This is a genomic window from Rhizobiaceae bacterium (assembly GCA_023953835.1).
In the GTDB taxonomy this organism is placed as follows: Bacteria; Pseudomonadota; Alphaproteobacteria; order Rhizobiales; family Rhizobiaceae; genus Mesorhizobium_G.
In genome coordinates, this window is sequence record JAMLJB010000001.1 from 3,007,873 (window position 1) to 3,032,677 (window position 24,805).

24 protein-coding genes are annotated in these 24,805 nt (G+C 62.3%); 11 read left to right on the forward strand and 13 right to left on the reverse strand.

Annotated elements, in window-relative coordinates:
- Window positions 1–113 precede the first annotated feature (113 nt).
- The 7 genes from M9924_14125 to M9924_14155 form a co-directional block, all read right to left on the reverse strand.
- Window positions 114–2,183 (reverse strand): ASKHA domain-containing protein, encoded by a 2,070-nt coding sequence (locus M9924_14125; protein MCO5065533.1) that lies wholly within the window; start codon window positions 2,181–2,183, stop codon window positions 114–116.
- A 186-nt stretch (window positions 2,184–2,369) separates the two neighbouring features.
- A complete protein-coding gene (locus M9924_14130) occupies window positions 2,370–3,338 on the reverse strand; it encodes a methyltetrahydrofolate cobalamin methyltransferase (protein ID MCO5065534.1) in 969 nt (322 codons plus the stop codon).
- A gap of 50 nt (window positions 3,339–3,388) precedes the next feature.
- A complete protein-coding gene (locus M9924_14135; GenBank protein MCO5065535.1) occupies window positions 3,389–4,486 on the reverse strand; it encodes a methylenetetrahydrofolate reductase in 1,098 nt (365 codons plus the stop codon).
- A 225-nt stretch (window positions 4,487–4,711) separates the two neighbouring features.
- A complete protein-coding gene (locus M9924_14140) occupies window positions 4,712–5,353 on the reverse strand; it encodes a methylenetetrahydrofolate reductase C-terminal domain-containing protein (GenBank protein ID MCO5065536.1) in 642 nt (213 codons plus the stop codon).
- Entirely contained in the window at window positions 5,346–5,648 is a 303-nt protein-coding gene (locus M9924_14145; protein MCO5065537.1) for a virulence factor, read from the reverse strand. The genes M9924_14140 and M9924_14145 overlap by 8 nt, the downstream gene beginning before the upstream one ends.
- Window positions 5,649–5,758: 110 nt before the next feature.
- Complete coding sequence (locus tag M9924_14150) at window positions 5,759–6,406, reverse strand: exopolysaccharide biosynthesis protein (GenBank protein ID MCO5065538.1); 648 nt, start codon at window positions 6,404–6,406, stop codon at window positions 5,759–5,761.
- Between the two features lie 161 nt (window positions 6,407–6,567).
- A complete protein-coding gene (locus tag M9924_14155) occupies window positions 6,568–7,188 on the reverse strand; it encodes a DUF1638 domain-containing protein (GenBank protein MCO5065539.1) in 621 nt (206 codons plus the stop codon).
- Window positions 7,189–7,258: 70 nt separating this feature from the next.
- Here M9924_14155 and M9924_14160 point away from each other — a divergent pair, with 70 nt between their 5' ends.
- Window positions 7,259–7,396, forward strand: a complete 138-nt coding sequence (locus M9924_14160) for an entericidin A/B family lipoprotein (protein ID MCO5065540.1) — start codon at window positions 7,259–7,261, stop codon at window positions 7,394–7,396.
- A gap of 35 nt (window positions 7,397–7,431) precedes the next feature.
- On the opposite strand, the gene M9924_14165 is transcribed toward M9924_14160, so the two are convergent.
- Window positions 7,432–8,124: a B12-binding domain-containing protein gene (locus tag M9924_14165; GenBank protein MCO5065541.1), complete on the reverse strand. Its 693-nt coding sequence runs from the start codon at window positions 8,122–8,124 to the stop codon at window positions 7,432–7,434.
- Between the two features lie 228 nt (window positions 8,125–8,352).
- Between M9924_14165 and M9924_14170 the strand changes: the two genes are divergently transcribed.
- The 3 genes from M9924_14170 to M9924_14180 all read left to right on the forward strand — a co-directional run bounded on the left by M9924_14170 (window position 8,353) and on the right by M9924_14180 (window position 11,321).
- On the forward strand, window positions 8,353–9,933 hold the full coding sequence (locus M9924_14170; protein ID MCO5065542.1) for a trimethylamine methyltransferase family protein: 1,581 nt from the start codon (window positions 8,353–8,355) through the stop codon (window positions 9,931–9,933).
- A 108-nt stretch (window positions 9,934–10,041) separates the two neighbouring features.
- Window positions 10,042–10,668, forward strand: coding sequence for a LysE family translocator (locus M9924_14175; GenBank protein ID MCO5065543.1), 627 nt, complete (start codon window positions 10,042–10,044; stop codon window positions 10,666–10,668).
- On the forward strand, window positions 10,659–11,321 hold the full coding sequence (locus tag M9924_14180) for a hypothetical protein (GenBank protein ID MCO5065544.1): 663 nt from the start codon (window positions 10,659–10,661) through the stop codon (window positions 11,319–11,321). The genes M9924_14175 and M9924_14180 overlap by 10 nt, the downstream gene beginning before the upstream one ends.
- A gap of 21 nt (window positions 11,322–11,342) precedes the next feature.
- On the opposite strand, the gene M9924_14185 is transcribed toward M9924_14180, so the two are convergent.
- A complete protein-coding gene (locus tag M9924_14185) occupies window positions 11,343–12,320 on the reverse strand; it encodes an SH3 domain-containing protein (protein ID MCO5065545.1) in 978 nt (325 codons plus the stop codon).
- 294 nt (window positions 12,321–12,614) lie between these two features.
- Between M9924_14185 and M9924_14190 the strand changes: the two genes are divergently transcribed.
- The 3 genes from M9924_14190 (at window position 12,615) to M9924_14200 (ending at window position 15,834) form a co-directional block, all read left to right on the forward strand.
- Complete coding sequence (locus tag M9924_14190; protein ID MCO5065546.1) at window positions 12,615–13,142, forward strand: RNA polymerase sigma factor; 528 nt, start codon at window positions 12,615–12,617, stop codon at window positions 13,140–13,142.
- A complete protein-coding gene (locus M9924_14195; GenBank protein MCO5065547.1) occupies window positions 13,139–15,121 on the forward strand; it encodes a VWA domain-containing protein in 1,983 nt (660 codons plus the stop codon). The genes M9924_14190 and M9924_14195 overlap by 4 nt, the downstream gene beginning before the upstream one ends.
- A 134-nt stretch (window positions 15,122–15,255) precedes the next feature.
- Window positions 15,256–15,834, forward strand: coding sequence for a PadR family transcriptional regulator (locus M9924_14200; GenBank protein MCO5065548.1), 579 nt, complete (start codon window positions 15,256–15,258; stop codon window positions 15,832–15,834).
- 5 nt (window positions 15,835–15,839) lie between these two features.
- Here M9924_14200 and bmt read toward each other — a convergent pair whose 3' ends face one another.
- Window positions 15,840–16,847 carry a betaine--homocysteine S-methyltransferase gene (gene bmt / locus M9924_14205; GenBank protein ID MCO5065549.1) on the reverse strand — a complete coding sequence of 336 codons (1,008 nt, stop codon included), beginning with the start codon at window positions 16,845–16,847 and terminating at the stop codon, window positions 15,840–15,842.
- Window positions 16,848–16,895: 48 nt separating this feature from the next.
- Window positions 16,896–17,747: a helix-turn-helix domain-containing protein gene (locus M9924_14210; GenBank protein ID MCO5065550.1), complete on the reverse strand. Its 852-nt coding sequence runs from the start codon at window positions 17,745–17,747 to the stop codon at window positions 16,896–16,898.
- A 152-nt stretch (window positions 17,748–17,899) separates the two neighbouring features.
- Here M9924_14210 and M9924_14215 point away from each other — a divergent pair, with 152 nt between their 5' ends.
- From M9924_14215 to M9924_14225, 3 genes are all read left to right on the forward strand, one after another.
- Window positions 17,900–18,895 (forward strand): fatty acid desaturase, encoded by a 996-nt coding sequence (locus M9924_14215; GenBank protein ID MCO5065551.1) that lies wholly within the window; start codon window positions 17,900–17,902, stop codon window positions 18,893–18,895.
- Between the two features lie 137 nt (window positions 18,896–19,032).
- Window positions 19,033–19,746: a PhnD/SsuA/transferrin family substrate-binding protein gene (locus M9924_14220; protein MCO5065552.1), complete on the forward strand. Its 714-nt coding sequence runs from the start codon at window positions 19,033–19,035 to the stop codon at window positions 19,744–19,746.
- 71 nt (window positions 19,747–19,817) lie between these two features.
- Window positions 19,818–20,141 carry an endonuclease domain-containing protein gene (locus tag M9924_14225; protein ID MCO5065553.1) on the forward strand — a complete coding sequence of 108 codons (324 nt, stop codon included), beginning with the start codon at window positions 19,818–19,820 and terminating at the stop codon, window positions 20,139–20,141.
- 170 nt (window positions 20,142–20,311) lie between these two features.
- On the opposite strand, the gene M9924_14230 is transcribed toward M9924_14225, so the two are convergent.
- Together M9924_14230 and M9924_14235 are read right to left on the reverse strand one after the other, a co-directional pair.
- Window positions 20,312–22,888, reverse strand: coding sequence for an FAD-dependent oxidoreductase (locus M9924_14230; protein MCO5065554.1), 2,577 nt, complete (start codon window positions 22,886–22,888; stop codon window positions 20,312–20,314).
- 42 nt (window positions 22,889–22,930) lie between these two features.
- Entirely contained in the window at window positions 22,931–24,505 is a 1,575-nt protein-coding gene (locus M9924_14235) for a trimethylamine methyltransferase family protein (GenBank protein MCO5065555.1), read from the reverse strand.
- Window positions 24,506–24,538: 33 nt separating this feature from the next.
- Between M9924_14235 and M9924_14240 the strand changes: the two genes are divergently transcribed.
- A complete protein-coding gene (locus tag M9924_14240) occupies window positions 24,539–24,772 on the forward strand; it encodes a hypothetical protein (GenBank protein MCO5065556.1) in 234 nt (77 codons plus the stop codon).
- Window positions 24,773–24,805: the final 33 nt, after the last annotated feature.

Below are 24,805 nucleotides of genomic sequence, written 5' to 3' on the forward strand. Positions count from 1 at the left end.
TCGGCAGCCCATGCCCATTTTTCGCGCATCATGTGCAAAATGCGGCGCATTTCAGCAGTTTTGCGGGCGTATTTTTCGAGAAATCGCGATTTTTGCGCTGAAAACCGTGCTTGTCAGACGCGGTTTCGGCGAGCCGCGCGTTCCTCACGCGAGCGCCTGCGAGGCGCGCCATCGCCGGGCTCGCCACCGGTCTCAAGCACTTTGCGCGGCGGCAACTGAACCTGTTCGGCGAGCCGGGGGAACGGGTCGACCTTGTTCGGCAAGGCCATGGCATCGATGAACAATTGCTGGAAATGCGGCTCCAGCGCTGTCTCAATTTTCTCGATCTTCGAGACTTCCCTTTCGATCTCGCGACGATGGCCGCGATTGAGCAAAGCCATCAATGCGCCGGTCCCGGCGGCGTTGCCGACGGCCCTGACTTCCGACAGGTCGCAATCGGGAATGAGGCCCAGAACCATTGCGTATTTGGGATCGATGAAGGAGCCGAACGCGCCCGCGAAGCGGATCACATCGACATGGACAACCCCTTGTTTTTCCATGAGAAGCTTGACGCCCGCATAGAGCGCCGCCTTGGCGAGCTGGATGGCGCGGATGTCGTTTTGCGTCACCGTTATGCGCGGCTCGCCCTGCCGTCCCTCCCGCAGCAGGTAAGAGAAGGTGCGGCCGTTTGGAATGATGCGGGTGCTGCGCGCGGCAAGCGATCCGTCCACCACGCCGTCCTCCGAAATAATGCCGGCGAGGTACATTTCGGCGACGACCTCGATGATCGCCGAGCCGCAAATTCCGGTCACGCCGGTTTTCCAGGATTCGTCCTCGAAGCCGTCTTCATCGGACCACTTGTCGACGCCGATCACACGGTAGCGCGGCTCCAGCGTTTGCGGGTCTATCCGCACCCGCTCGATTGCGCCGGGCGCTGCGCGCTGGCCGGATGAAATCTCGGCGCCCTCGAATGCGGGGCCGGTCGGAGAGGATGCGGCTACAACCCTGTTTTTATTGCCTAAAACGATCTCGGCGTTGGTCCCGACATCGACCAGAAGCATCATCTTGTCCTGCCGGTAGGGGCCTTCGGACAGGGTTGCGCCGGCAGCGTCTGCGCCGACATGTCCCGCAATGCAGGGCAGCATGTAGACCCGTGCGCCACGGTTCACGTCGATGTCGATTTCGTGCGCCCAATATTGCAGTGCGCCCGAAACCGCCAGCGCGAACGGAGCCTGTCCCAGTTCGGTCGGATCGATGCCAAGGAAAAGGTGGTGCATGATCGGATTGCCGACGAACACGCAATCGAAAATGTCGTGCCGATCGACATTGCCTTCCGCGCAGACCTTGCCGATCAGCGTGTTGACCGCCTCGCGCACGGCCTTCGTCATGGCTTCGCGCCCGTCCGGGTTCATCATCACATAGGAGACGCGGCTCATCAGATCTTCGCCGAAGCGGATTTGCGGGTTCGACGTGCCCGAGGAAGCGGCGATGCGCCCTGAAAGCAGCGACACCAGATGCATCGCGATGGTGGTCGAACCGATGTCGCAGGCGATGCCGTAGGCTTCGTTTTTCAAGCCGGGGAACAGACCGATGATAAACGGGCGCGCCGATTCCACATCGCGGTGAATGGCGGCGGTCACACCCCAATTGCCTTTGCGCAGAATGGCTTGCACCTGCGGGATGATGTGCGGCGCGACGAGTAGGTCCTCCCAGCCCCAGTCTTTTTCCAGGACGAGTTTCAGCCGGTCGAGATCGCCGAGCGGCTTGTGCATGTCGGGTTCGTCGACCTCGACATAGCAAAGCTGGACCGGCGAATTACGCTCGATCACACGGTCGGTCGCCGCCTTGCGCACCACCTGCGCATTGATGACCGTATCCTGCGGAACGTCGATGACGAGATCGCCCTGCACCGTCGCGGAACAGGACAGGCGACGGCCCTCGGGAAGGCCGCGGATCTTCTCGTAGCGCTCTTCCTTCGCGCCCTTGGGCGAAATGTGGTCGAGCGACGAAACGATCTTGTGCTTGGCGAAATTGCCTTCCTGCACCTCTATCTGGCAGCGTCCGCACGTCGCTCGACCGCCGCACACGGACTCGACATAGACGCCGAGCGACCGCGCTGCATCGAGGATCGGCGTTCCGACAGGAAAGCGCCCGCGCTTGCCCGAAGGCATGAACAGGACGAGAGGATCGGAAGGACTTGCCATTGTGAGCGACCCCTCATCCGCCTGCCGGCACCTTCTCCCACAAGGGGAGAAGGACGATTTCAGGAAACGCGCCGCAAATCGCCGACGTGCTGGCGTTGTATGCGACCGAAACTGCATTCCGCCTTCTCCCCTTGTGGGAGAAGGTGCCGGCAGGCGGATGAGGGGTGAAGGAAGGCACGGAGCAAGCTATCCCTGCGCCGCCCGTCGCGCTTCGCGTCCGCCGCGGCGGCGGCCACCGGCGGCGGCTTCGCCGGGGGCGGTCACGGCCACCGGGGTAGGGGCGGCGTGCTCGCCGGGCTTGTAATCCTTGTAGGTGCGGATCCAGGTCATGCAGTCCTTGTCCGTCCCGTTCAGCACGTTTGCGCCGCGCACGGCTTCCATTTCCTGCGGGCGGCAGGGGTTCATGATTGCAGAGGTCATGCCCGCGCCGATCACCATGGGGATGAATGCGCCGTTGATGCCGTGGCGATGCGGCAGGCCGAAGGAGATGTTGGAAAGGCCGCAGGTGGTGTTGACCTTCAGTTCCTCGCGCAAGCGCCGCAACAGCGCGAACACCTGGCGGCCCGCGTCGCCCAGCGCGCCGATGGGCATCACCAGCGGGTCGACAACCACGTCCTCGGCCTTGATGCCGTGATCCATTGCGCGCTCGACGATCTTCTTCGCGACCGCGAAGCGCACGTCCGGGTCCATGGAAATGCCTGTCTCGTCGTTCGAAATGGCGACCACGGGCACATCGTATTTCTTGACGAGCGGCAGGATCGCCTCAAGCTTTTCTTCCTCGCCGGTCACGGAATTGACCAGCGGGCGGCCTTTTGCGACCTTCAGCCCTGCTTCGATCGCCGCCGTCACGGAGGAGTCGATGGAAAGCGGCAGGTCGACAAGGTTCTGCACGATTTCAAGGGTTTGCACCAGCAAGCCGGGCTCGGTGGCGTTTGGATCGACCGCCGTGACGCCCGCATTCACGTCCAGCATCGTTGCGCCCGCCGCCGCCTGCTCAAGAGCGTCCTTGATGACGGTCTCGAAGTTCCCGGCTTGCATTTCGGCGGCGAGTTTCTTGCGGCCTGTGGGGTTGATCCGTTCACCGATCACGCAAAAGGGCTGATCGAATCCGATGACGATCTCGCGGCTGGCGGATGCGACGATGGTGCGGGTCATAAAGCTCTCCTAAGATATAAAGACATCTTTATATCGATATTCGTTTGCGATCAATGCGCAGTTTTCACGAGTTCGACCTGGCTTTCGACCTTGTCGTCGCGCAGGATGCTTTCAAGTCGTTCGGCGACGATCCGGTCGTCCTGCCGCGCTTCGCGCTGCCACGGGCGGCGTCCTTTCAGCACGCCGGATTCATCGACGATCTCGGCGACGTATTCCTCCTGCCGGTAGGCCATCACATGAACGCCCGCGACGCCGGAAATTTCCTTCACCTCGTTGATGATGTCGATGCAGATGCGCTTGCCTTCCTTCTTCTGGTCCTGCGCGCCTTCCAGCCGCTCGATGATGGCGTCGGGAATGTGAATGCCGGGAACGTTGGAGCGTATCCATTTCGCCGTCTTGGCTGACGCCAGCGGCCCGACGCCGCAAAGGATGAACACCTTTTCGGCATGCCCGAGATCGCGCGCCTTCTGCATGAAGCTCTTGAACATCGGCACGTCGAAGCAATATTGCGTTTGCACGAACTGCGCGCCCGCGGCGATCTTCTTGCCGAGATGGATCGGACGGAAATCGAAGGGCGGCGCGAAGGGGTTCACCGCCGCGCCGAGGAAAAGCTGCGGCGGCGTGGTGAGTTTGCGGCCCGAGAGGAACTTGCCGTTGTCGCGCATGATGCGGACCGTTTCGAGCAGCGAAATGGAGTCGAGGTCGAAAACCGGCTTTGCGCCGGGCTGGTCGCCCGCCTGCACGCCGTCGCCTGTCAGGCACAGTATGTTTGCCACGCCCATCGCAGCCGCGCCCAGCACGTCGCCCTGAATGGCGATGCGGTTTTTGTCGCGGCAGGCAATCTGCATGATCGGCGCATAGCCCATGCGGGTCAGGAGCGCACAGATGCCGACCGATGACATATGGCAGTTCGCGCCCGACGCATCGACCGCGTTGATGCCGTCCACCCATCCGTCGAACACTTTGGCACGGTTGTAGACGTCCTCGGGGTCGGCGCTGTCGGGCGGATTCAGCTCGGTGGTAACGGCGAACTCACCGCGCCGCAGAACGCGCTCCAGCCGCCCGCGCGACGAATGGCCGGGCAACGGCTCCAGCGGAAGGTGAACGCCTTCCGGATTCTCGTCGGGCTGGACCGGGCGTTTAGACATGGAAAGATCCCCGTCGAAATGCGATCTCGCGCGGTTCTGCCAAACCCCTCATCCGCCTGCCGGCACCTTCTCCCACAAGGGGAGAAGGCAGAATGCGCAAACGCCCGCAAAAACCGTCAACGTTGCAGAGAATGCGAGGCATTTCGGTCAACCGCCTTTTCCTCTTGTGGGAGAAGGCGCCGGCAGGCGGATGAGGGGTGCGGGCAGCACGAGCGGAAACGAACATCACGATTGCGCCCTGTCCGCGTGGGCGGCGGCTTGTGCCGTAACGCGCAACCATGCCGAGGTCTCGCGCAGGGACTGGTCGACCGGCTTTTGCACGTTGAGGATCGCGTCACCATGCACCATGTTGCGCGAGCCTTCCCAAGCTTTCACCCAGACGCAGGGCATGTTGGGCTCGACCTCGCAATTGCCGTTTGCACGCACGCCGCCGCACGGACCGTTGCGCAGTTGCTTGGGGCAGTTCATCGGGCAGGACATGCCGGTTGAAGAGAGGACACATTGCCCGCACATGCGGCAGTCGAACATCAGGCCCTTCACATTGCGCTCGACGAACTTGATCGGAGCCTCGACGCGCCCATAGCCGATCGCCTTCCACAGCGGGTGCAGGCTCAGGAAGATGCTGGCGAAGCGCGCGTAGAACCACTCCAGCGCGCGGGAATGGCGGATCGACCACAGCCGCACGGTGTAGCTGCGCTGGACGCGCCGTTGCGGCGAAACGTCGGCGGGCTTGTAGTCGGATTTGGGGGCGGATTTCTTGACCGCGCTTGCCTGTGTCTCTCCGGCCTTCGCCGCCGGGGGCAAGGTCTCGGGCGCAGCGCTCGCCGGGCCTGCCGCCGTTGTGGATCGGGTCGTGTCGTCAGCCATGTTCCTTGCCGCCTGCCTTGGCAAGCGCCACGAGGCGCTCGCGTGGGTACTCAGCATCCAGTGCCGAAGCGGCCTTTTCCGCCTCGACTTCGAGGTCGTCGCCGACGGGTACCGCATCGGCCTTTCGCCACTCGGCGAGATAGGCGTCGGTGTCGCTGTCGCCGGAGCGCATGGCGGCCATGTCGATGGCTTCGGCAAAACGCTGCGGCAGTTCCCGCTTCGCATTCTGACGCCCCTTGCGCACGATGACCTGCGCAGGGATGTCACGCCAATAAACGACAATAAGATCAGCCATATCGCCTCGCCTGGATCAGTTTGAGAGCATTGCAGGAACCATTTGTCGCCCGCTTGTTGCGGCACGACGCGCGTGCATTCAAAAGCGACGCCCGCAAGCGGGCATGCGGGTCACATCATCCACGCCCAGATCGCATGGCCGGCAAAGCCGGCCGCAGTAAATATGCCGACGATCACGGCCATCGCCACCACGCCGACGAGACTGCCGAGCGCAAAGAGAAGGCCGTCCCTTTCGAGCAGGGAAAGTCCCAGCAATGTCGTGCAGAAAGCGGGTAGCCAGTTGCCGCCCGGTATGGGCAGCGTCACGACAATCGCCATGAACAGCGCAATCGCGCCCACGATGCGTTCGCCCTGCCGACGCCAGAACGGCCAGTAGCGGGGCTTGATGAGCTTTTCCATCCGGGCGAGGCGCGGCACCAGCGAGGCCATGAGGTTGCGGAACTGGTCGGCGCTGAGCGAACGCTTGCCAAGCACCTCGGGAAGCCATGTCCGGCGCCTGCCGGAAACCATCTGCGCGGCGACGATGATGAGGGGCAGGCCGAGCACGGCGGATGAGCCGGGCGGCAGCGGCAAGAGGTTCAACCCGGCGAAAAGAACAAGCATCGGCGCAAAGGCGCGCGCGCCGAGCGACTTGCAGATATGATCGAGCGTGACCGGTCCATCGGCATCGCGCGCAAGCTGCGCGAAAACTTCCGAAAGGCGGCGGGGGCGACGGAATTTGGGCGCAGCGCCTTCCGGTCCGTCCTCGAATGTCTTCATCCGCGAAGCCCCATGCGCGCATTTTCTCCGGCGAAGCAGCCCACCGGAATTGTGTGGGGCATGCCTTAATCTTTGATGACAGCTTTCAGCCCTGAAACATAATTGGCGACGTGATGCAAATCAAACCGACCAGAAGGCGAGCATGGAGGTAGGCGGATCACTCAGTTTGGGGTTCTGAGCGCGAGCGAGGGAACAAGGTCGCCATAGCCCGTATACCTGCGTTCATAGGCAAGGCCGAGCAGGCTGGCGGCCCCTTCGGCAACCTTGTCCAGCGCGGGATCGTCTGTCTGCGCAAGGTAGATCAGCTTTTCGTAATTGCCGAAATAGTCCGCAATGAGTTCGGGGTGGCGGTCGAGTCCAAGCGGGCGGATGAAGAACGCCTCGAACTGGCGGCACAGAAAATCCGTCATGTAGAAGGCCAGCATGTCGGCTTCGCCCGACGCCTCGAAGGCGGAGGCGCCCTGATAGAAGGCGAAGCAGTGCGGCCCCTCCATGCGCTCGACGCCGTGCTTCTCGCACACCCGGTCCAGCATGCCGCCGGTGCCGCAATCCGCGTAGCCCACGAAAATGCGGTCATAGCCCTCGCTGCGGGCCTTCGTCAGCGCTTCGTCCATCGCGGGCGCGATGCGGTCTGGATAAAAATGGAACTCGGCGGGCAGGCAGGTCAGGTCGAGATGGTCGAGCCCGAGCCGTTCCTTCACCGCGAGCACCTCGCGCGCGATCATTCCGCAGCCAATGACAAGCAGCCTTTCACCCGATGTCTGTGTCGCCTTGCCGCCCATGAGTCGGAACCTTCAAGCTTGCCTCGCGTTCATCTCCCGCCAAATCTATCCAATGAGGGAGTTATCGTCCATGACACTGTCAAGACTTGCCCCGGTCGCCATCCTCAGCCTTGCCCTGCTGGCATCCGCATGCGCCAATACCGTTCGCGGCGTCGGCAAAGACGTGAAACAGACAGGCCAGGCGGTGGAGGACACCCTCGACGGATAGCTTGATTGGCCGCGCCCTGAGCGCGGCCTTTTCATTCACGCCCGCACGTTGTGTCGCCGCTTCATATAGTCCTTGGCGGTTTCGACCGCCACCGCGGCGTCGCGGCAATAGGCATCGGCACCCACGGCCTTGCCGAATTCCTCGTTCAGCGGCGCGCCGCCAACCAGAACGACATAGTCGTCGCGAATGCCTTTTTCCTTCATCGTGTCGATGACGACCTTCATATAGGGCATGGTGGTGGTCAGGAGCGCCGACATGCCGATAATGTCCGGCTTGTGCTCCTCGATCGCGGCCAGATAGTTCTCGACCGGATTGTTGATGCCGAGATCGACGACGTCGAAGCCGGCGCCTTCCATCATCATGCCGACGAGGTTCTTGCCGATGTCGTGAATGTCGCCCTTCACGGTGCCGATCACCAGTTTGCCCTGCTTCGGGGCGTTGGTGGCGGCCAGCAGCGGGCGAAGGATCGACATGCCCGCCTTCATGGCGTTCGCGGAAAGCAGCACCTCGGGCACGAACAGGATGCCGTCGCGGAAATCCTCGCCGACGATCCGCATGCCTTCCACCAAGGCTTCAGTCAGGACGACATACGGCTCCCAACCACGTTCGAGAAGGATGTTAGTGCCCTCCTCGATTTCCTCTTTCAGCCCGTCATAGAGGTCGTCATGCATCTGCTGGACGAGTTCGTCGTCGGAGAGTTCCGAGAGGATAATTTCGTCGTCGGCCATGATCGGCTCCTGAGGCGATATATTGTTGGTGCGAAAGTACAGTGCGGCGGTTAATTTCCCATAGCCGATTTGCGACCTAACGCAAAAGGAAAGCGACCGTAAAATCATCGCATTGCTTGTCGATTTTGAGACAGGGCTTGGCGCTGCCGGGCCGTTTCGCATAGGTTGCATGGCTACGATCTGGCCAGGCCGGTCATCGGCACGTATTCTTGTGCGAGGAACAGGACCATGGACGACAATCTGTCGGTCGAACGGGAAACCGCCGGTGCAGGCCGGCGGAGCAGGGCGGATCGTGGCGGCGGCGCAGCGGCGAGGCGCGCGGCGCGCGGTGGCAGCGGACCCGGCACGCAACTCACCTATATCAAGCGCAGGATCCCGCTCTACGAGGTTCTCGACGCGGAAGGTCTGGCGCTGATCGAGAAGAACGCCGACACGGTGCTCGAGGAGATCGGCATCGAGTTTCGCGACGATGCCGAGGCGCTGAAGCTGTGGAAGGATGCGGGCGCCGACATCAAGGGCGAGCGCGTGCACTTCCCCAAGGGCCTGCCGCGTTCCCTGCTCAGGACTGCGCCCCCCATCTACACCCAACACGCCCGCAATCCCGCCCGCTCGGTTGAGATCGGCGGCAAGGGCACCGTGTTTGCGCCGGTCTACGGCCCGCCCTTCGTGCGCGATCTCGATGGCAATCGGCGCTACGCCACTATCGAGGATTTCCGCAATTTCGTGAAGCTCGCCTATATGGCGCCGTCGATCCATCATTCCGGCGGCACGGTCTGCGAGCCGGTCGACGTGCCGGTCAACAAGCGCCATCTGGATATGATCTATTCGCATATCCGCTACTCGGACAAGCCTTTCATGGGGTCCGTCACCGCGCCAGAACGCGCCGAAGATACGGTGGAGATGTGCAAGATCGTTTTCGGCGACGAGTTCGTCCAGAACAATACTGTGCTGACCAGCCTTATCAACGCCAACTCGCCGATGGTGTTCGACGAAACCATGCTCGGCGCGTTGAAAGTCTATGCACGCAACAACCAGGCCTGCATTGTCACGCCCTTCATCCTTGCCGGCGCAATGAGCCCAGTCACGGTGGCGGGAACGCTCACGCAAGTGCTGGCCGAAGTGCTGGCGGGCGCGGCGCTGACGCAGTTGATACGCCCGGGCGCGCCGGTGATCTTCGGCACCTTCGCATCCTCCATCTCCATGCAGTCGGGCGCGCCGACCTTCGGCACGCCGGAGCCTTCGCTGGTCTCCTACGGCGCGGCGCAACTGGCGCGCAGGCTCGGCTTACCGTTCCGCACGGGCGGCTCGCTCTGCGCCTCGAAGATCCCGGACGCGCAGGCGGCATATGAGAGCGCCAACACGCTGAATTCGACCATTCTCGCGGGAACAAATTTCGTGCTTCATTCGGCGGGCTGGCTCGAAGGCGGCCTCGCCTCCTGCTACGAAAAGTTCATGATGGACGTCGACCAGCTCGGCATGCAGCAGAAATTCTGCGAGGGTGTCGACCTGTCCGAAAACGGGCAGGCGATGGACGCGATCCGCGAAGTCGGCCCCGGCAGCCACTATCTGGGTTGCAACCATACGCAAGCGAACTTCCAGACGGCATTTTATCGCTCCGCCATCGCCGACAACAATTCGTTTGAGCAGTGGCAGGCGGAAGGGCAGAAATCGGCCCCGCAGCGCGCCAACGACCTGGCGCGGCGCTGGCTGGAGAGCTACGAGGCGCCGCATCTCGATGAAGGGATTGACGAAGCGCTGCAGGCTTTCATAAGGCAGAAGAAGGAGTCGATGCCTGACGCCTTCACTTGAAAGGAGCCCGATTCAAGCCGGGCTAAAGTGGCTGAAATCATCCATAAGGAAGTCTGGCGGAGCGCATTCCGCTCAGGCGAATGAAGTCGTGCAGGTTCGGTAGCGAACATGGACCCGTTTGTAACGCTCGTCAGCGTTTTTGCCATCTTCATTCCGGCGCTGATTTTGCCCGGTCCCGATTTCGTCGGCGTCGTGAGGTCGTCGATGACGGCGGGGCCGCGCGCTGGATTGTTGACCGCGCTCGGGGTTTCGCTCTGCCTTGGCTTTTATGCAACGCTTGGAATGCTCGGCCTTTCCGCCGTGCTGATGCGCTTTGAGTGGCTTGCCCTTGCGATCCGCGTCGCGGGCGGCCTCTATCTGGTCTATCTCGGTATCAGGTTGCTCTTCGCAAAGCCGCAGTCGATTGAAATGGATGGCGGGTCGGCGAAGCAGCGCAACGCGTTCCTGTTCGGCCTTGGCGTCACCGCCACAAATCCCAAGGCCATCGTGTTGTTCGCCAGCGTTTTCGCGACGGCGGTCACGCCCGCCACGCCGGGCTGGCTCATGGCGCTGATGGTGGCGCTGGTCATCGCGAGCAGCCTCGCCTGGTATACGGTCGTCAGCTTGTTCATGTCGTCTGGACCGGTCATGCGCTCGTTTGGCCATGCGCGGCATCGCATCGAGCAATTCGCAGGTGCGTGCTTCATCCTGCTGGGCGGACGCATCCTTGCCGACAGCCGTAATCCATTGACGTGATCCTGCGCGGGCTTGCAGATTCGGGCCTGAGCCTTCGTGGCGGCTTCAATCTCGAGCCGGGCGAGGAGTGTCCTCCCGGCCCATCAGGTCGCCCGGCGAGGGCGGTGCTGCTCGTTGGCAATGTCGGCGCGGCCTTCTGGTCGCATTTCGTGCGCTGGCGCGAGCAACAGGCGCAAGCCGTCGCAAACCCGCTGGATAGCTGGTCGCGCATGGTGATCGGCGCTGCTGCGCGCGAGGCAGGTGCAAGGGCGGTGCTGCCCAACGACCGGCCCTTTGCGCCGTTTCAACAATGGGCGATGCGCGCCGAACATCTGCGGCCCTCGCCGCTTGGCATATTGATGCATCCCGAGTTTGGCCTTTGGCATGCGTATCGCGGCGCGCTGCTGTTTGACGAACCGCTGGAGATCGAGACGGCTTCGCAGCACCCACACCCCTGCGACGGCTGCGCGGAAAAGCCCTGCCTGACGGCATGTCCGGTAAGCGCGCACGGGCTGCACGGATTTGCCTATCGCCAATGCCTCGACCATGTGAGAGGGGATGGACACCGATGCCGCGAGGAAGGGTGCCTTGACCGCAATGCCTGCCCTGCCGGCACGGACTTTCGCTATCCGGCCACGACACAGCGCTTTTTCATGGAAGCATTTGCTGCTTAGAGCGTTTCACTGCGAAACGCTCTAGCGGTTTGGCGGCTCGAAGATGATCTTCTTGGCAGGTGCTGCCGCCGCATCAGCCGTGGATTGTTCGCCATCGTCGCTTTGCGAGGCTTTCGCGCCGGGCTTGCCCGAGCTGATGAAGTTGGAATCGCCGTAAATGGTCTTGTCCAGCGGATCGGCGCTGACTGTCTCCGTTTTGGCTCGCGGTCTCGATGCGGCACGACCACCGCCGATGAAATCCTTGTAAACGAAGCCGCGACGCCCGTTGTAGGAGATTTCGCACCACTGCTCGCAGCCCGGTGCGATTGAAATACGCGCGCCGTCCGGCACCACCATGAGGACCCGCGACCCGCTGCGAGGTGCTGCCCGCATGTTCGCCGCTTCGTTGAGAGTGGAACTGTCGCTCAGGGCGCGCCCGGTTGTCGCTACTTTTGGTGCGGGCGCGTCATTGTCGTCGTCCGGTTCCTTCGCCGCGCTCTGGCGCGGCGCGGGAGCGGGGACGCGGAGCACGGTGCCGGCCAATTCAACAGATGGCTCGGAATTCTCATCCGGTGTGACGATCATCGCAAACGGATCGTCGGGCGTGACAGTTTCGGGAAGGACCGTCGTGCCTGTACTGACGTCGATTGTGTCCGCCTGGTCATCCGCATAGGCGGCAAGCAGCGCCTGCCGGTCGGAAAGCGACGGAGAATTGGAGGAACCGACGCGCGCCCAGCGCGGACTTGCGCCGTGAAGAGCGCTTTTTTCCCTGACGGGAACCACCGAAGCGGTCGAGGACCGATCCGCATTGGGCGTTACGGCCGGGCCTTTTTCCGCAGGCTTGTCCACGATCGCGACCGTTTTCACCTTGCGGGGAGGCAATTGATAGACGCTCGCCTGCGCGCTTGTCGTTGGAAGGTCGGAGAAGAACGAGCCCGCCGACACGACGGCCGCAGCAACGCCAATCATGGCTGCGCAGCCGGCGCCGAGCACCAGAAGCGTTGTTTTGGGATCGCTCACAACACGAACGCCCCGCCGGAGACTCCGGCGCATGTACTGATTCGAAACTGCATCGCGTCCTACGAGACAAAAAAAGATACGCGCATGTGCGGCCGATCAGACCGAGTTCAGTTTAATTGGGGTGAATTGTGGCTGAGATGTGGCAAAACGCGATTTGTTACCGGATCGTTAATATTTGGATGCCTGCTTTCTGTGCATTCTTTTTCGTCGCTGTCCCCAAGGTTTAGACCAATTGAATCGTCAAAGGATTATCTGGATGGGGTCGCTGGCTACGTGACGATAGCGGAAAAAGACTTGATTAATCGCGCTGTTGCGGGCGACAGCTCAGCATTTGGCGCGCTTGTCGAACGCCACTACGACTTCATTTTCAAGGTTGCCTATCGCTGGTGCGCCAGCCGGTCGGACGCTGAGGACATTGCGCAGGAGGTTTGCCTGCGGATTGCACGCGGCATCGCCTCCTATCGGGGTGGTTCGGCATTCAGCACCTGGCTTTATTCAATGACATTGAATGCCGTGCGCGATTTGAAGCGCAAGGATCTGCGTCTTGCGGCGCGTGACGAGGCATACAGGGTCCATGCGCTGGGCGCGGCTGCCGTCGATGGCGAACTGGCGGCGGACCCAGCCGACGAGGTGTGGAACGCGGTGCGACGCCTGCCGCCCAAGCAGCGCGACGCGGTGCTGCTGGTCTACGGCGAAGAACTGTCCCACGCGCGCGCCGCCGAAGTGATGGGCATATCGGAAACCACCGTCTCCTGGCACATCCACGAGGCAAAGAAGCGGCTGAAGCTGTTGATGCGGGAAGCCGGGGAAGCACGACCATGACCGATGACCGGATGTTGCGGAAACTGGCCGGGATCGAAGCGCCCGAGCCGCGCGCGGAGGCGCGCCGGGAGGCGCTTGCCGCCGCCATGCAGGCATTCGCACAGCATAATTCCGCGAACGCGGCCCAAGGATCGCGCAATGGCGCGCGTCTCACTGAACGAGCTTTGAAACTCTGGGGTGAGATCATGGACCGAAAACTGCTTTCCACTTCCGCACTGGCGGGCATGGTTGCCTTGCCGATTGCGGGATACACCGCACTCTATCTCATGAAGGACCGGCCTTTCGCAGTTCAGGCGCTCGTCGGGCAGGATGCTGTAAATGCTCCATCCGAACCGGCTGCAGACGCGCCTGAGCAGGAGAGCGCTCTCACAGCCGTCGCGCCGCAGAAAGCTGAATCTCGCTCTGAATCGTTCGAGCAGGTCCGTCGCAAGGTCGCGCCTCTTGCCGCAGTCGGCGCGGTGGACAGCTTGATGCGCAACCCGGCGGCGCAGCCGACTATCGCGCCTATGCCGCTTCCGCAGGATTCTGGCGCGGGTGCAGCCCTGAATGGGGACCGGATCGAGGGCTTTGAAACGAACCCGCTCAAGGCGGTGGCGGAGCAGCCGGTTTCCACTTTCTCCATCGATACCGACACCGCGTCCTATGCCTATATGCGGCGCGCGCTGAAGGAAGGCCGCCTGCCGCAGCCCGATACCGTTCGCGTCGAGGAGATGGTGAACTACTTCCCCTATGGCTGGCAGGGGCCGGAAAGCCTCGCCACACCCTTCAATACCACCGTCACGGTGATGCCGACGCCCTGGAATGCCGGTACCAAGCTCATGCATGTGGCCATCAAGGGATACGATTTGCAGCCCACGGCCCAGCCGAAGGCCAATCTCGTCTTTCTGATTGACGTGTCGGGTTCGATGGAAGAACCCGACAAGTTGCCCTTGCTGAAGGCCGCGATGCGGCTTCTGGTTGGAAAACTGCGCGCTGACGATACGGTTTCCATCGTCACCTATGCCGGTGCGGCTGGCACGGTGCTCGAACCCACCCGCGCGGCGGACAAGGCGGCGATCCTCGCCGCCATCGATACGCTCAATCCGGGCGGCTCGACCGCGGGCGAGGCGGGCATCCGCGAAGCCTATAGGCTGGCGGAGCGCTCCTTCGTGAAGGACGGGGTGAACCGCATCATGCTGGCGACGGACGGCGACTTCAATGTCGGCCAGACCGATGACGACAGCCTCACCCGGCTTGTCGAGGAGAAGCGCGACAGCGGCGTTTATCTCTCGGTGCTCGGCTTCGGGCGCGGAAACCTGAACGACCGGCTGATGCAGTCGCTCGCCCAGAACGGCAACGGCACCGCAGCCTATATCGACACCTTGCAGGAAGCGGAAAAAGTGCTGGTGGAGGATGCGTCCTCGACCTTGTTCCCGATTGCCAAGGACGTGAAGATCCAGGTCGAGTTCAATCCGCAGGTCGTTTCCGAATACAGGCTGATCGGCTACGAAACGAGGGCGCTGGCCCGCGAGGATTTCAACAACGACAAGGTCGATGCGGGCGAGATCGGCTCCGGCCATTCGGTGACGGCCATCTACGAAATCACGCCGAAGGATAGCCCGGCCCGGCAGATTGACCCGCTGCGCTACGGCGAGGCCCTGCGACAGGACCCCGGCAATACGGCCCACCCGGAAGAATATGCCTTCGTGAAGATCCGCTACAAGCAACCGGACGCCGACACCTCGAAGCTCATCACGACGCCCGTCACTGCGGCCAACGAGGTCGGCAGCTTCGACAGCGCCGGCGAAGACCAGCGCTTCTCCGTTGCGGTTGCAGCGTTCGGGCAGAAACTGCGCCAGTCCGACCAGGTCTCCGGCCTGTCCTATGCGCAGGTCGAGGACATTGCCCGCCAGGCACGGGGTTCCGATCCATTCGGATATCGCTCTGAGTTCCTGACGCTGGTTCGTCTCGCCGACGCGCTCGCGACGGACCGGAAATAGAGAATTCCTTTCGCTTCGGGCAGGGGCGTGTGGTCGGCGCGGGCGCGCCGGCCACATTTTTTTGCGATATGTCTTGTCAAAGATATATCTTTGCGTAAATATGTCTCATGAACGTTATATCGAAAGGAAGATCCATGTTTGGACATAGACATTGTGAAGGGTCCGCCTGGCATATGGCCGGCGGTCGGGGATTTGGGGGTCGTGGGGGCCGCATTGGCGGTGGTCCGTTCGGCGGCCATCGTGGCGGTCCGCTAGGCGGTCGCGGCAAGCGCCTGTTCGACGGCGGCGCGCTGCGCCTTGTCGTGCTTGGCCTGATCGCGGAAGAGCCGCGTCACGGCTACGACATCATCAAGGCGCTGGAATCCCGCTTCCAGGGCGCATACAGCCCGAGCCCCGGCGCGATCTATCCCATGCTGCAAATGCTGGAAGAGGCGGACCTCGTCCGCTCCGACGCGGACGGCAACAAACGGCTCTACTCGATCACAGACGAAGGCCGCGCCTTTCTGGAAGAGAATGCGCGGGAGCTTGAGCGCATCAATGCGCAGATCGACGAAATCTCGGCGGCGTCGGACGGCGCGACGCTCGGACACGAGTTGAGGGCGCTGAAATTCACGCTCTTTTCGCGCATGCGGGAAGGCTCGCTCGAAGCCGACAAAGCGCGGAAAGCGCTCGAAATCCTGCGCAGGGCGCGCCAGGAAATCGACAATCTCTGACGATCTTATGCCCGGCGGCGGCGACGTCCTTCCGCCGGGCCTGTTTCGCTCGCCGTCTTGTTGCGCAGAGGGCCGATGCGCTCGACGATCGTCTCGACGGTCGGGCGCGCTGCCGGCTTCTTGTGGCCGTCCAGCGCCTCGCGCATGGCGGCGAGATGGGCGAACGACGTTCCGCAGCAGCCGCCAATGATCCTCGCGCCTGCATCGACCGCCAGCCGCACATAGTCCGACATCAGTTCCGGCGTCCCGGAATAGTGGATTTCGGTGCCGCGAAATTCGGGGATGCCGCAATTGCCCTTGACGATGACGGTTGCCTCGGGCTTCGCCGCCGTCATGTCGAGCAGCGAGGCGAGAATGTCGGAAGCGCCGACGCCGCAATTGGCCCCGACCGCCACGGGCGCATCGGCAAGTCCGTCCGCAACGCCGTGAATATCTTTCGGCAGCAGGCCCATCATCGTGCGCCCGGCGGTGTCGAACGAGCCGGTATAGGTGTAGGGCAGGCCGACCTTGATGGCGGCCTCGGCCGCCGCCCGGATTTCCTCCGGCGCAGACATGGTCTCGATCCACGCAACCTCCGCGCCGCCTGCCTTCAATCCCTCGATCTGCTCGACAAAGGCCGCCACAGCGTCGTCGTAGGACAGTGCGCCGAGTGGCTGCAGCAGTTCGCCCGTCGGCCCGACCGACCCGGCAACGATCACCTTGCGCCCTGCCTTGTCCGCCACAGAACGGGCGACTTCGGCGGCCTTCTTGTTAAGCGCGAACACCCGGTCCTGTGCGTGATGCAGTTTCAGGCGGTGGCGCGTGCCGCCGAATGAATTGGTCAGGATGATATCCGCGCCCGCATCCACAAAGCGCTGGTGAAGCTGCGCAATGGTTTCGGGCGAGGTTTCGAGCAGCAGTTCCGGCGCTTCGCCCGCTTCCAGCCCCATCGCGAACAGGTTCGTGCCTGTCGCGCCATCCGCAAGCAATATGCCTTTTTCGGCCAGCAGGGCGTCAATGGGATTGGGTGTCATCGTCGAGCTTTCAGTGTAGGGAAACCGGATAAGGATATAAAGAACTCTTTATGTGTCGTCAACGACGCTGGTCGCAAGCGTTCGTGCAAAACGAGCCGTTTCGTGGGCGTGCACGACCGCTGCGCGGATCAGATTGTCGAAATGCCGGGTGAGCATCGAGATCGGCGTCGGTGCATTCAAAACGAGGTACATGTCGCCGACATAGATCGCGGCGCGCAGCGATCCGAAGATCGTGTAAGGCACGGAATAGCGCTGCCGTCCGTCATAGAGGACGAGCCGAAATGCCGGGTAAAGTTCCTCGATCAGCGCCGCCATGTGGAGCAACTGGCGGCGGCGCAGCGAGGCCGGAAAGCCGTTCCAGATACCCATGCCGCGCGCGAATGTCTCAAGCGTATGGCGCGGCATGCAGGCTTCCATGTCGGTTTCCGGCCGCCGGTTGTAGTCGATGCGATCGCGCGCTTCGTTTGCCTGCGCCTCGGCATCACGATGGCTGATGCCGGCCTCGTAGTCGACCAGATCTTGCGTGCGCAAGAGGTCGGGAATGCCCGCCGGCACATAGCGCACCTTCATGCCCACCGCCTCGGCATACCACCGCGCCATGAAGGACTCGCCGTAACCCGAGACGCCTTCCTCGATTTCCATCATGTCCCGGATTTCCCCGGTGACCGTCTCGTCCTGCGATAGGCCCAGCAGCCAGTCCAGCGAGACCTTGTGTTCGTGCGCGATGGTCATCAGCGTTTCGGCGCGCGGCAGACGCGTCGTGGCCCCGGACAGGATTTGAGACAGCGCGGACCGGTCGATGCCGATAGTTCCCGCAAAGGTGGACTGGTTGACGCCCGAACGCGCCAGCAGCGTTTTCAGGCGCTCCCGAAAAAGAGCCGAGACATCGCGTTTGTCCATGTGTCCCTGACAGCAATGGCCATTTCTGTTCACTATTCATAACATGTGAGAATAAAGATGCACAATGTAATCAGATTCTGTACATTGTATCGTTGTGGGAGAGGCGATCTGGTGACAGCGTTGTGTCAGCAGAATCCGTTTCGATCGCTTGCATGTCAGACAGAACCCTTCGCAGCCGAAAATTCAGGGTCGAATGGCCGACCGTCCTGCTTGCGCTGTTCTGCTACGGCTTATGGATCGTGGCCGGGCTTCTGGTGTGGCCGTCATTTCCGGTGGCAGCACTTTTGCTGATGGGTCTCTGCGTCGCGCTGCATTCATCGCTATCGCATGAGGTCCTGCACGGCCATCCGACGCGCAATGCGCTTCTCAACGAAGCGTTCGTGTTCCTGCCCATCGGTCTCGCCTGGCCATATCGCCGGTTCAAGGCGCTGCACCTGCGCCATCACGCCGATGAGCGGCTGACCGATCCGATGGACGATCCGGAGAGCTATTATCAAGCGCTGTGGCGCCACGACACGATGCCTCGCTGGCTGAAGGGGTTGCTTCGCATCAACAACACGATGGTGGGTCGCTTCGTGCTCGGGCCGTGGCTTTCGGTGATCGGTTTTGTCATCGGCGATGCGCGGCTGATCGCGTCCGGCGACGGTGCGGTGACACGGGCCTGGCTGCTGCATGCCGCCGGGTTGGCGGTGGTCGTCCCGACGGTTGTCTACGGCTTCGGAATTCCGTTCTGGCTTTACGTGCTCGTTCCGGCCTGGCTCGGCCAATCGATGATCGCGATCCGCACATTCGCGGAGCATCAATGGGATGAAAACCCGGAGGGGCGCACCGTCATCGTGGAGCGCACCCCGCTTTCGTTCCTGTTCCTGAACAACAACCTGCATTTCGTGCATCACGCCAGCCCCGCCGTTGCCTGGTACAAGCTTCCGAAGCTGTTCCGCGAAAGGCGCGAGGATTGGGTGCGCATGAACAACGGCTATGTGTTTCCCAACTACTTCGCCATGCTGAAATCCTACGCATTTCGCGCGAAGGAGCCGGTCGTCCATCCCGTGTTGCGGGCCACACCCGACTGCGGCGGCGCCAGCGCATGGCTAGCCAGCCACCGCACCGAGCACGCAAGTCCGGCATCCCACGTCCCGGCGGAATGACCGTTTGGGGCTGTGCCTTTGTGCGATGACTCAGCCGCGCCAGCGACTTATTGTGTGTCTGCCCGACTTAAACACTGTCTGACGGGTCCGATATTGAGGTCATGATATCAGCCGATCTCCTTGTAGCATCCTTGCCGATGTATGATTGGCCCGAACGGCACGCCGAGGTCGATGCGCAATGGTTCGCGGTGCGCGATTTTCTGCGCGTGCGCGGCATCGCCGCCCCGGAGGCGCTTGAGCGCAACACGGGCGACCTTCTGGATTTCTGGAAGCGGCCCGCTCTGCTTTTTTCGCAGACGTGCTGGGGACCGATGGGCGAGGGGCTTTCAGGATTCGTGCAGGTTCTGGGGCAACCGAGCTATGACGGCATCGAGGGCGGCGCAGGTGAACTCTATTCCAGCGCAATCGTGATGCGCAGAGAAGATGTTGCGGCGGGGCAGGGTGTTCCGGCGCCTGACGACGACCTGCCGATCATGCCGCTGGAGACAATGCGCGGCCTGCGCCTTGCTTTCAATGTTCCGGACTCACTCTCCGGCTTTCTGGGTATTTCACAGGATTTGATTGCCGCGGGAGAGAGCATCGAGATTTTTTCGCGGTTGGTGCCAACCGGCGGGCACCGCGCCTCCATCCGCGCGGTCGCTGCCGGTCGTGCCGACATAGCTGCCATCGATTGCATGTCGTGGCACCTTGCACGTCGCCATGAACCGCCCGCCCGGGAACTGGCTGTTGTCGGCTGGACGATGAGGCGCAGGGGCCTGCCTTTCATCACTGCTAGGTCTACCCCGCCAGAGATTGTCGAAACACTGCGAGCGGCGTTGCGCGCGACCGGACTCGCGATACAAGGGCAATGAATTAGACGTTGTTAATTCATGTGATGCCGCATCAGTATTCTTCCACTCGCTCACGCAGCAATGCCCGGAGCATGCGCCGCGAGCCCACCAAAGCAGAGGCACGGCTGTGGGCGGAACTCCGCGACAGGCGGCTTGATGGGATCAAGTTTCGACGACAGGTTCCGATTGGATCCTATATCGCCGATCTTGTCTGTTTCGGCGCGGGTCTCATTGTGGAACTCGACGGCAGCCAGCATGCCGATCCTGCCCATGACCGGATGCGCGACGCGGACCTGAAACGTAAGGGATTTCGCGTGTTGCGGTTTTGGAACGATGACGTGCTGCGCGATCTGGACAACGTGTGCGCTACCATCATTGCTTTTGTCCGTGATCGATCGTTGGAGCCTTGGAGGTAGTGGAAACCACCCCTCATCCGCCTGCCGGCACCTTCTCCCACAGGGGGAGAAGGACGACGGCAACCACGTCTCGCACTTTCTGCGACGTTGGTGATTGAAGACGGCACTGATGACACCGCCTTCTCCCCTTGTGGGAGAAGGTGCCGGCAGGCGGATGAGGGGTGCCGACCTCACCCTCGCATTTTTTCCCCGGCTGGATCGAACAGCGGCTGCAGACTGATCCGGGCGGGCCGTCTATGCCCGAGGATCTCAATCTCGAACATGCCGTCGCTCTCGTCCTGTGCGAGTTCGGCAGGCACATAGCCCTGCGCCATCGACTTCTGCACATAGTGGGCATAGCCGCCCGATGTCACCCAGCCCACGACGCGCCATTCACCATCGACCGCACCGAGCACGCCTGAACCGTCTGTGCCGACGCGCTTGCCGTCTCCTTTCGCGGGCTTGCCGTCATGGCCATAGCGCGTTGCGCCTTGGCCGTGTGACGGCGCAACGGTGCCATAGTCCTTGTCGACCCTCGCCCAGATCGGCTCGTCGCCCATGACATCGGCATCCTCGGCGTCCACCACGAACGAAACGCGACGCAATCTCGGGCCACCCGCCTTTTCCTTCGCCGCCGCTTCGCGCCCGATGAAATCGTTCTTTTCGAGCCGGATGAAGCGCTCCATCGCGCCCTCGAACGGTCCATAGATGGGCCGCAACTCGCGGAACCAGGTCGGGAAGTTCTTTTCCAGCCGCATGGAGAGCAGGGCGCGCATGCCGAAATCGACAATGCCGAATTCCTCGCCCGCCTCCTTGATCGCTGCATAGACCTTGCGCTGATAGGCGGGCTCCATCCAGATCTCGTAGCCGAGATCGCCCGTATAGGTGACGCGGTTGATCATGCAGGGCGCGCCGCCGACGGCCATCTTGCGGTGGTCCATGAATTTGAAAGACGCGGTCGAGACATCTTCGTCGACCAGCTCTTGCAGCAATGCCTGCGCCTTCGGCCCGGCGATGGAAAGCCCCACCAGCGTCTGGTCGAAGCGGCGGATGTGGACCGATCCGTCCTTCGGCTGATGGCGCTCGAACCAGCGCATGTGGTATTTCTGCGCGGCGGATGATCCCCAGATCATGAACGTCTCGTTGCCGGTTTTCGCGATAGTGAAATCGCCGATCAGCTTGCCGCCCTCGTTCAGCATCGGCGTCAGCACGATGCGACCCTTCTTCGGCATGCGATTGGTCATCAGCCGGTTGAGGAAATCCTCGGCACCCGGACCGGACACCTCGTACTTCGCGAAATTCGCGATCTCCGTGACGCCAACGCTTTCGCGTGTCGCGCGCACTTCGTTGCCGATCTGCTCGAAATCGTTGGAGCGATGGAAGGACACGATGTCCTTCGGCTCAGTGCCTTTCGGCGCGAACCAGAGCGGGGTTTCCAATCCCCAGCTATCGCCCATGACGGCGTTCTGCGCGATCATCGTGTCGTAAAGCGGCGTGGTCTGGTTGGGCCTCCCTGCCGGAAGCTCCTCATTGGGAAAGCGGATCGAGAAACGCCGCGAATAGTTTTCGCGCACCTTGGCGTTGGTGTAGCGCAACGTGGCCCATTCGCCCCAGCGCGCCACGTCCATGCCCCAGACGTCGAAACCGGGTTCCCCGTGCACCATCCAGTTGGACAGCGCCAGCCCGACGCCGCCGCCCTGGCTGAAGCCTGCCATCACGCCGCAGGCCACCCAGAAATTGGTGAGGCCCTGCACCGGCCCGACGAGAGGATTACCGTCCGGCGCGAAGGTGAAGGGACCGTTGATGATCTGCTTGATGCCCGCCTTCTCGATGGCTGGAAAATGTCGGAAGCCGACTTCGAGAGAAGGCGCGATGCGGTCGATGTCAGGTTGGAGAAGTTCGTGGCCGAAGTCCCACGGCGTGTTGACCGGCGACCACGGCTTGCACGCCTTTTCATAGGTGCCGAGCAGCATGCCCTGCCGTTCCTGCCGCGTATAGATCTCGCCCTTGAAGTCGATGACGTGGCAAATCTCCCGGCCATTGGTTTTGTTGTATTCGATGACCTCGGGCATGTCCTCGGTGAGCAGGTACATATGCTCCATCGCCAGCACCGGCAGTTCGAGGCCGACCATGCGCCCCACCTCGCGCGCCCAAAGCCCGCCGCAGTTGACCACATGCTCTGCTTTCACCGTGCCCTGTTCGGTGACGACGTTCCACGTCCCGTCCGCATCCTGCGTCAGTTCCCTGACCGGGTTGCGCAGAACGATCTCTGCGCCGAGCTTGCGCGCCGCCTTCGCATAGGCATGGGTGGTGCCGGAAGGGTCGAGGTGGCCTTCCACGGGGTCCCAAAGCGCGCCGACGAAATTCGTCTCGTCCATCAGCGGGAACATCGCCTTGGCTTCGGAAGGCGTGACCAGTTCCGTATCCATGCCGAGATAGCGGCCCTTGGCATGGGCAAGCCGCAGGAAATCCATGCGCTCGGGTGAATCCGCCATCATGAAACCGCCGACAAGATGCAGCCCGCAGGACTGGCCGGAAACCTCTTCGAGTTCCTTGTAGAGGCCGATCGTGTAGGCTTGCAGCTTGGCGACGTTGGGGTCCCCGTTCAGCGTATGGAAGCCACCCGCCGCATGCCATGTCGAACCGGAGGTCAACTCCGAGCGCTCGATCAGCATGATGTCCGTCCAGCCTGCCTTCGCGAGGTGGTAGAGCACCGAGCAGCCGACGACTCCACCACCGATGACAACAGCTTTCGCGTAAGATTTCATGTGGATAGGTCCAATTTCAAAGAGATTGAATCAAGCTGGCAATCAAAAATCGGTCGGTGCGCCGCCTTCTTCCTTTCGGCGCGCGACGAAGGCTTCGAGTTCCTCGCGGATCGCAGGGTCCAGCGGCGGGGCTTCATAGGTGGCAAGCCGCTCCTTCCAGATGCGGTTTGCCTTCTGGATCGCGGTCGGGCTCCCGGCCTCTGTCCAGGTCTCATAGTTGCGCCAGTCCGAAAGCACGGGTTGGTAAAACGCGGTCTTGTAGCGCGCCTGCGTGTGCGGCGTTCCGAAGAAATGTCCGCCCGGACCGACATCGCGGATGGCCTCGATGGCCAGTGCGTCCTGGGACAGATCGAGCGGCGTCAGGAACTCCGCCACCATTTGCAAGAGGTCGACGTCGAGTATTGTTTTCTCGTAGGAGCAGGTAAGACCGCCCTCCAGCCAGCCTGCTGCGTGCTTGATGAAATTGCCGCCGCCCTGCACGCAGCCCCATAGCGAGAACACGCTTTCATAGGCCGCCTGCGCATCGACCGTGTTGGCGGCGCAGACATTTGAGGTGCGGTAGGGGACATTGTAGCGCCGCGCCAGTTGCCCGCCGACAAGCTGCGCCTTCATATATTCCGGCGTACCGAAGGCGGGCGCGCCCGACTTCATGTCCACATTCGAGGTGAAGCCGCCATAGCCGACCGGCGCGCCCTTGCGCACCATCTGGGCAAAGGCGAGGCCTGCCAGCGCTTCCGCATTCTGCTGCACCAGCGCGCCTGCAATGGTGACCGGGGCCATGGCGCCCGACAGCGTGAACGGCGTCACCACGACCAATTGCCCGTGCGACGCCATCTGGATGATGCCCTCCAGCATGGGAATGTCGAGCTTGAGCGGCGAGTTGGTGTTGATGATCGTCAGCAGGGAAGGCTCGTGGAGCAATTGCTCCGGCGATACGCCGCGCGCGATGCGGGCGATCTCGATGCCGTCCAGATTGCGCTCCCGGCCCAGCGAGTAGCAATGGAACACCTTATCGGTCAGCGTTGCGAAGTCGGACAGGCAGTCGAGATGGCGGATCGAGGGGTGCAGGTCGATGGGTTCGACGGGATAGCCGCCGGTGACATGCACGATGTTGTGCACCTGGCCGAGTTTCACAAGATTGCGGAAGTCCTGCTGATTTCCGGGTCGCCGCCCGCGGTCGGTATCGGAGCAGTTGGGTGCCGAACCCATTTGCGCAAACACGATATTGTCGCCACCGAAGCGCACATTGTGGGCGGGGTTGCGGGCGTGCAGCGTGATCTCGGACGGGCAATTCGCCATATATTCCATGATGAGGGCGGGGTCGAAGCGCACGCGTTGCGAGCCGGTCGCGACATCCGCGCCAAGCCGCTTCATGGTTTCGCGCGCGCCGTCATGCAGGACTTCGACGCCGATTTCCTGCAACACACGCAACGAAGCGAGGTGGATGGATTCCAGCTCGTCGTCGGAAATGAACTTCGTCGGCGGAAACGCCATCTTGAGCTGGCGGAACGGCGGCTGGTCGAAACCCGGACCGCCCGCGCGCTTGCCGGCGCGTCCGCCACGGCGTGACCGCTCGGGAGAAACGGTCGGCTCAACTGCTTCAACGGCTGCGTTCATGGCGGCGCTCGCGGTTCTGGTCCTCGTAGCATCTTGCAGCGGCCCAATGCGGGCGGTTGCGGGCCGGGCGACGCAAAGCATGAAGGAATCGACATCGGTGGGCCGGTCGGTGCGTCTTGCGGCGCGGCGCAGGGCTCGGCTATTCTGCGGCGCATGAAGAGCGTTTGCGCATATGGCGATGCTGCCGTCACCCCGTCATCGGTGACGCGCCACGCCGAACTGCTGCGCCTGTGCGCACGCATCGGCTATTCCCCGCCTTGCGGCTGAACCGTTGCCGGCGCCTGCCGGATCGATTCAGCC

What these genes read in the sequence shown, in the direction of transcription:
- M9924_14125 (MCO5065533.1), bottom strand. Translation starts at nt 2,183, where the DNA reads ATGGCAAGTCCTTCCGATCCTCTCGTCCTGTTCATGCCTTCGGGCAAG.
- M9924_14130 (MCO5065534.1), bottom strand. Translation starts at nt 3,338, where the DNA reads ATGACCCGCACCATCGTCGCATCCGCCAGCCGCGAGATCGTCATCGGA.
- M9924_14135 (MCO5065535.1), bottom strand. Translation starts at nt 4,486, where the DNA reads ATGTCTAAACGCCCGGTCCAGCCCGACGAGAATCCGGAAGGCGTTCAC.
- M9924_14140 (MCO5065536.1), bottom strand. Translation starts at nt 5,353, where the DNA reads ATGGCTGACGACACGACCCGATCCACAACGGCGGCAGGCCCGGCGAGC.
- M9924_14145 (MCO5065537.1), bottom strand. Translation starts at nt 5,648, where the DNA reads ATGGCTGATCTTATTGTCGTTTATTGGCGTGACATCCCTGCGCAGGTC.
- M9924_14150 (MCO5065538.1), bottom strand. Translation starts at nt 6,406, where the DNA reads ATGAAGACATTCGAGGACGGACCGGAAGGCGCTGCGCCCAAATTCCGT.
- M9924_14155 (MCO5065539.1), bottom strand. Translation starts at nt 7,188, where the DNA reads ATGGGCGGCAAGGCGACACAGACATCGGGTGAAAGGCTGCTTGTCATT.
- M9924_14160 (MCO5065540.1), top strand. Translation starts at nt 7,259, where the DNA reads ATGACACTGTCAAGACTTGCCCCGGTCGCCATCCTCAGCCTTGCCCTG.
- M9924_14165 (MCO5065541.1), bottom strand. Translation starts at nt 8,124, where the DNA reads ATGGCCGACGACGAAATTATCCTCTCGGAACTCTCCGACGACGAACTC.
- M9924_14170 (MCO5065542.1), top strand. Translation starts at nt 8,353, where the DNA reads ATGGACGACAATCTGTCGGTCGAACGGGAAACCGCCGGTGCAGGCCGG.
- M9924_14175 (MCO5065543.1), top strand. Translation starts at nt 10,042, where the DNA reads ATGGACCCGTTTGTAACGCTCGTCAGCGTTTTTGCCATCTTCATTCCG.
- M9924_14195 (MCO5065547.1), top strand. Translation starts at nt 13,139, where the DNA reads ATGACCGATGACCGGATGTTGCGGAAACTGGCCGGGATCGAAGCGCCC.
- M9924_14200 (MCO5065548.1), top strand. Translation starts at nt 15,256, where the DNA reads ATGTTTGGACATAGACATTGTGAAGGGTCCGCCTGGCATATGGCCGGC.
- bmt (MCO5065549.1), bottom strand. Translation starts at nt 16,847, where the DNA reads ATGACACCCAATCCCATTGACGCCCTGCTGGCCGAAAAAGGCATATTG.
- M9924_14210 (MCO5065550.1), bottom strand. Translation starts at nt 17,747, where the DNA reads ATGGACAAACGCGATGTCTCGGCTCTTTTTCGGGAGCGCCTGAAAACG.
- M9924_14215 (MCO5065551.1), top strand. Translation starts at nt 17,900, where the DNA reads ATGTCAGACAGAACCCTTCGCAGCCGAAAATTCAGGGTCGAATGGCCG.
- M9924_14220 (MCO5065552.1), top strand. Translation starts at nt 19,033, where the DNA reads ATGTATGATTGGCCCGAACGGCACGCCGAGGTCGATGCGCAATGGTTC.
- M9924_14225 (MCO5065553.1), top strand. Translation starts at nt 19,818, where the DNA reads ATGCGCCGCGAGCCCACCAAAGCAGAGGCACGGCTGTGGGCGGAACTC.
- M9924_14230 (MCO5065554.1), bottom strand. Translation starts at nt 22,888, where the DNA reads ATGAAATCTTACGCGAAAGCTGTTGTCATCGGTGGTGGAGTCGTCGGC.
- M9924_14235 (MCO5065555.1), bottom strand. Translation starts at nt 24,505, where the DNA reads ATGAACGCAGCCGTTGAAGCAGTTGAGCCGACCGTTTCTCCCGAGCGG.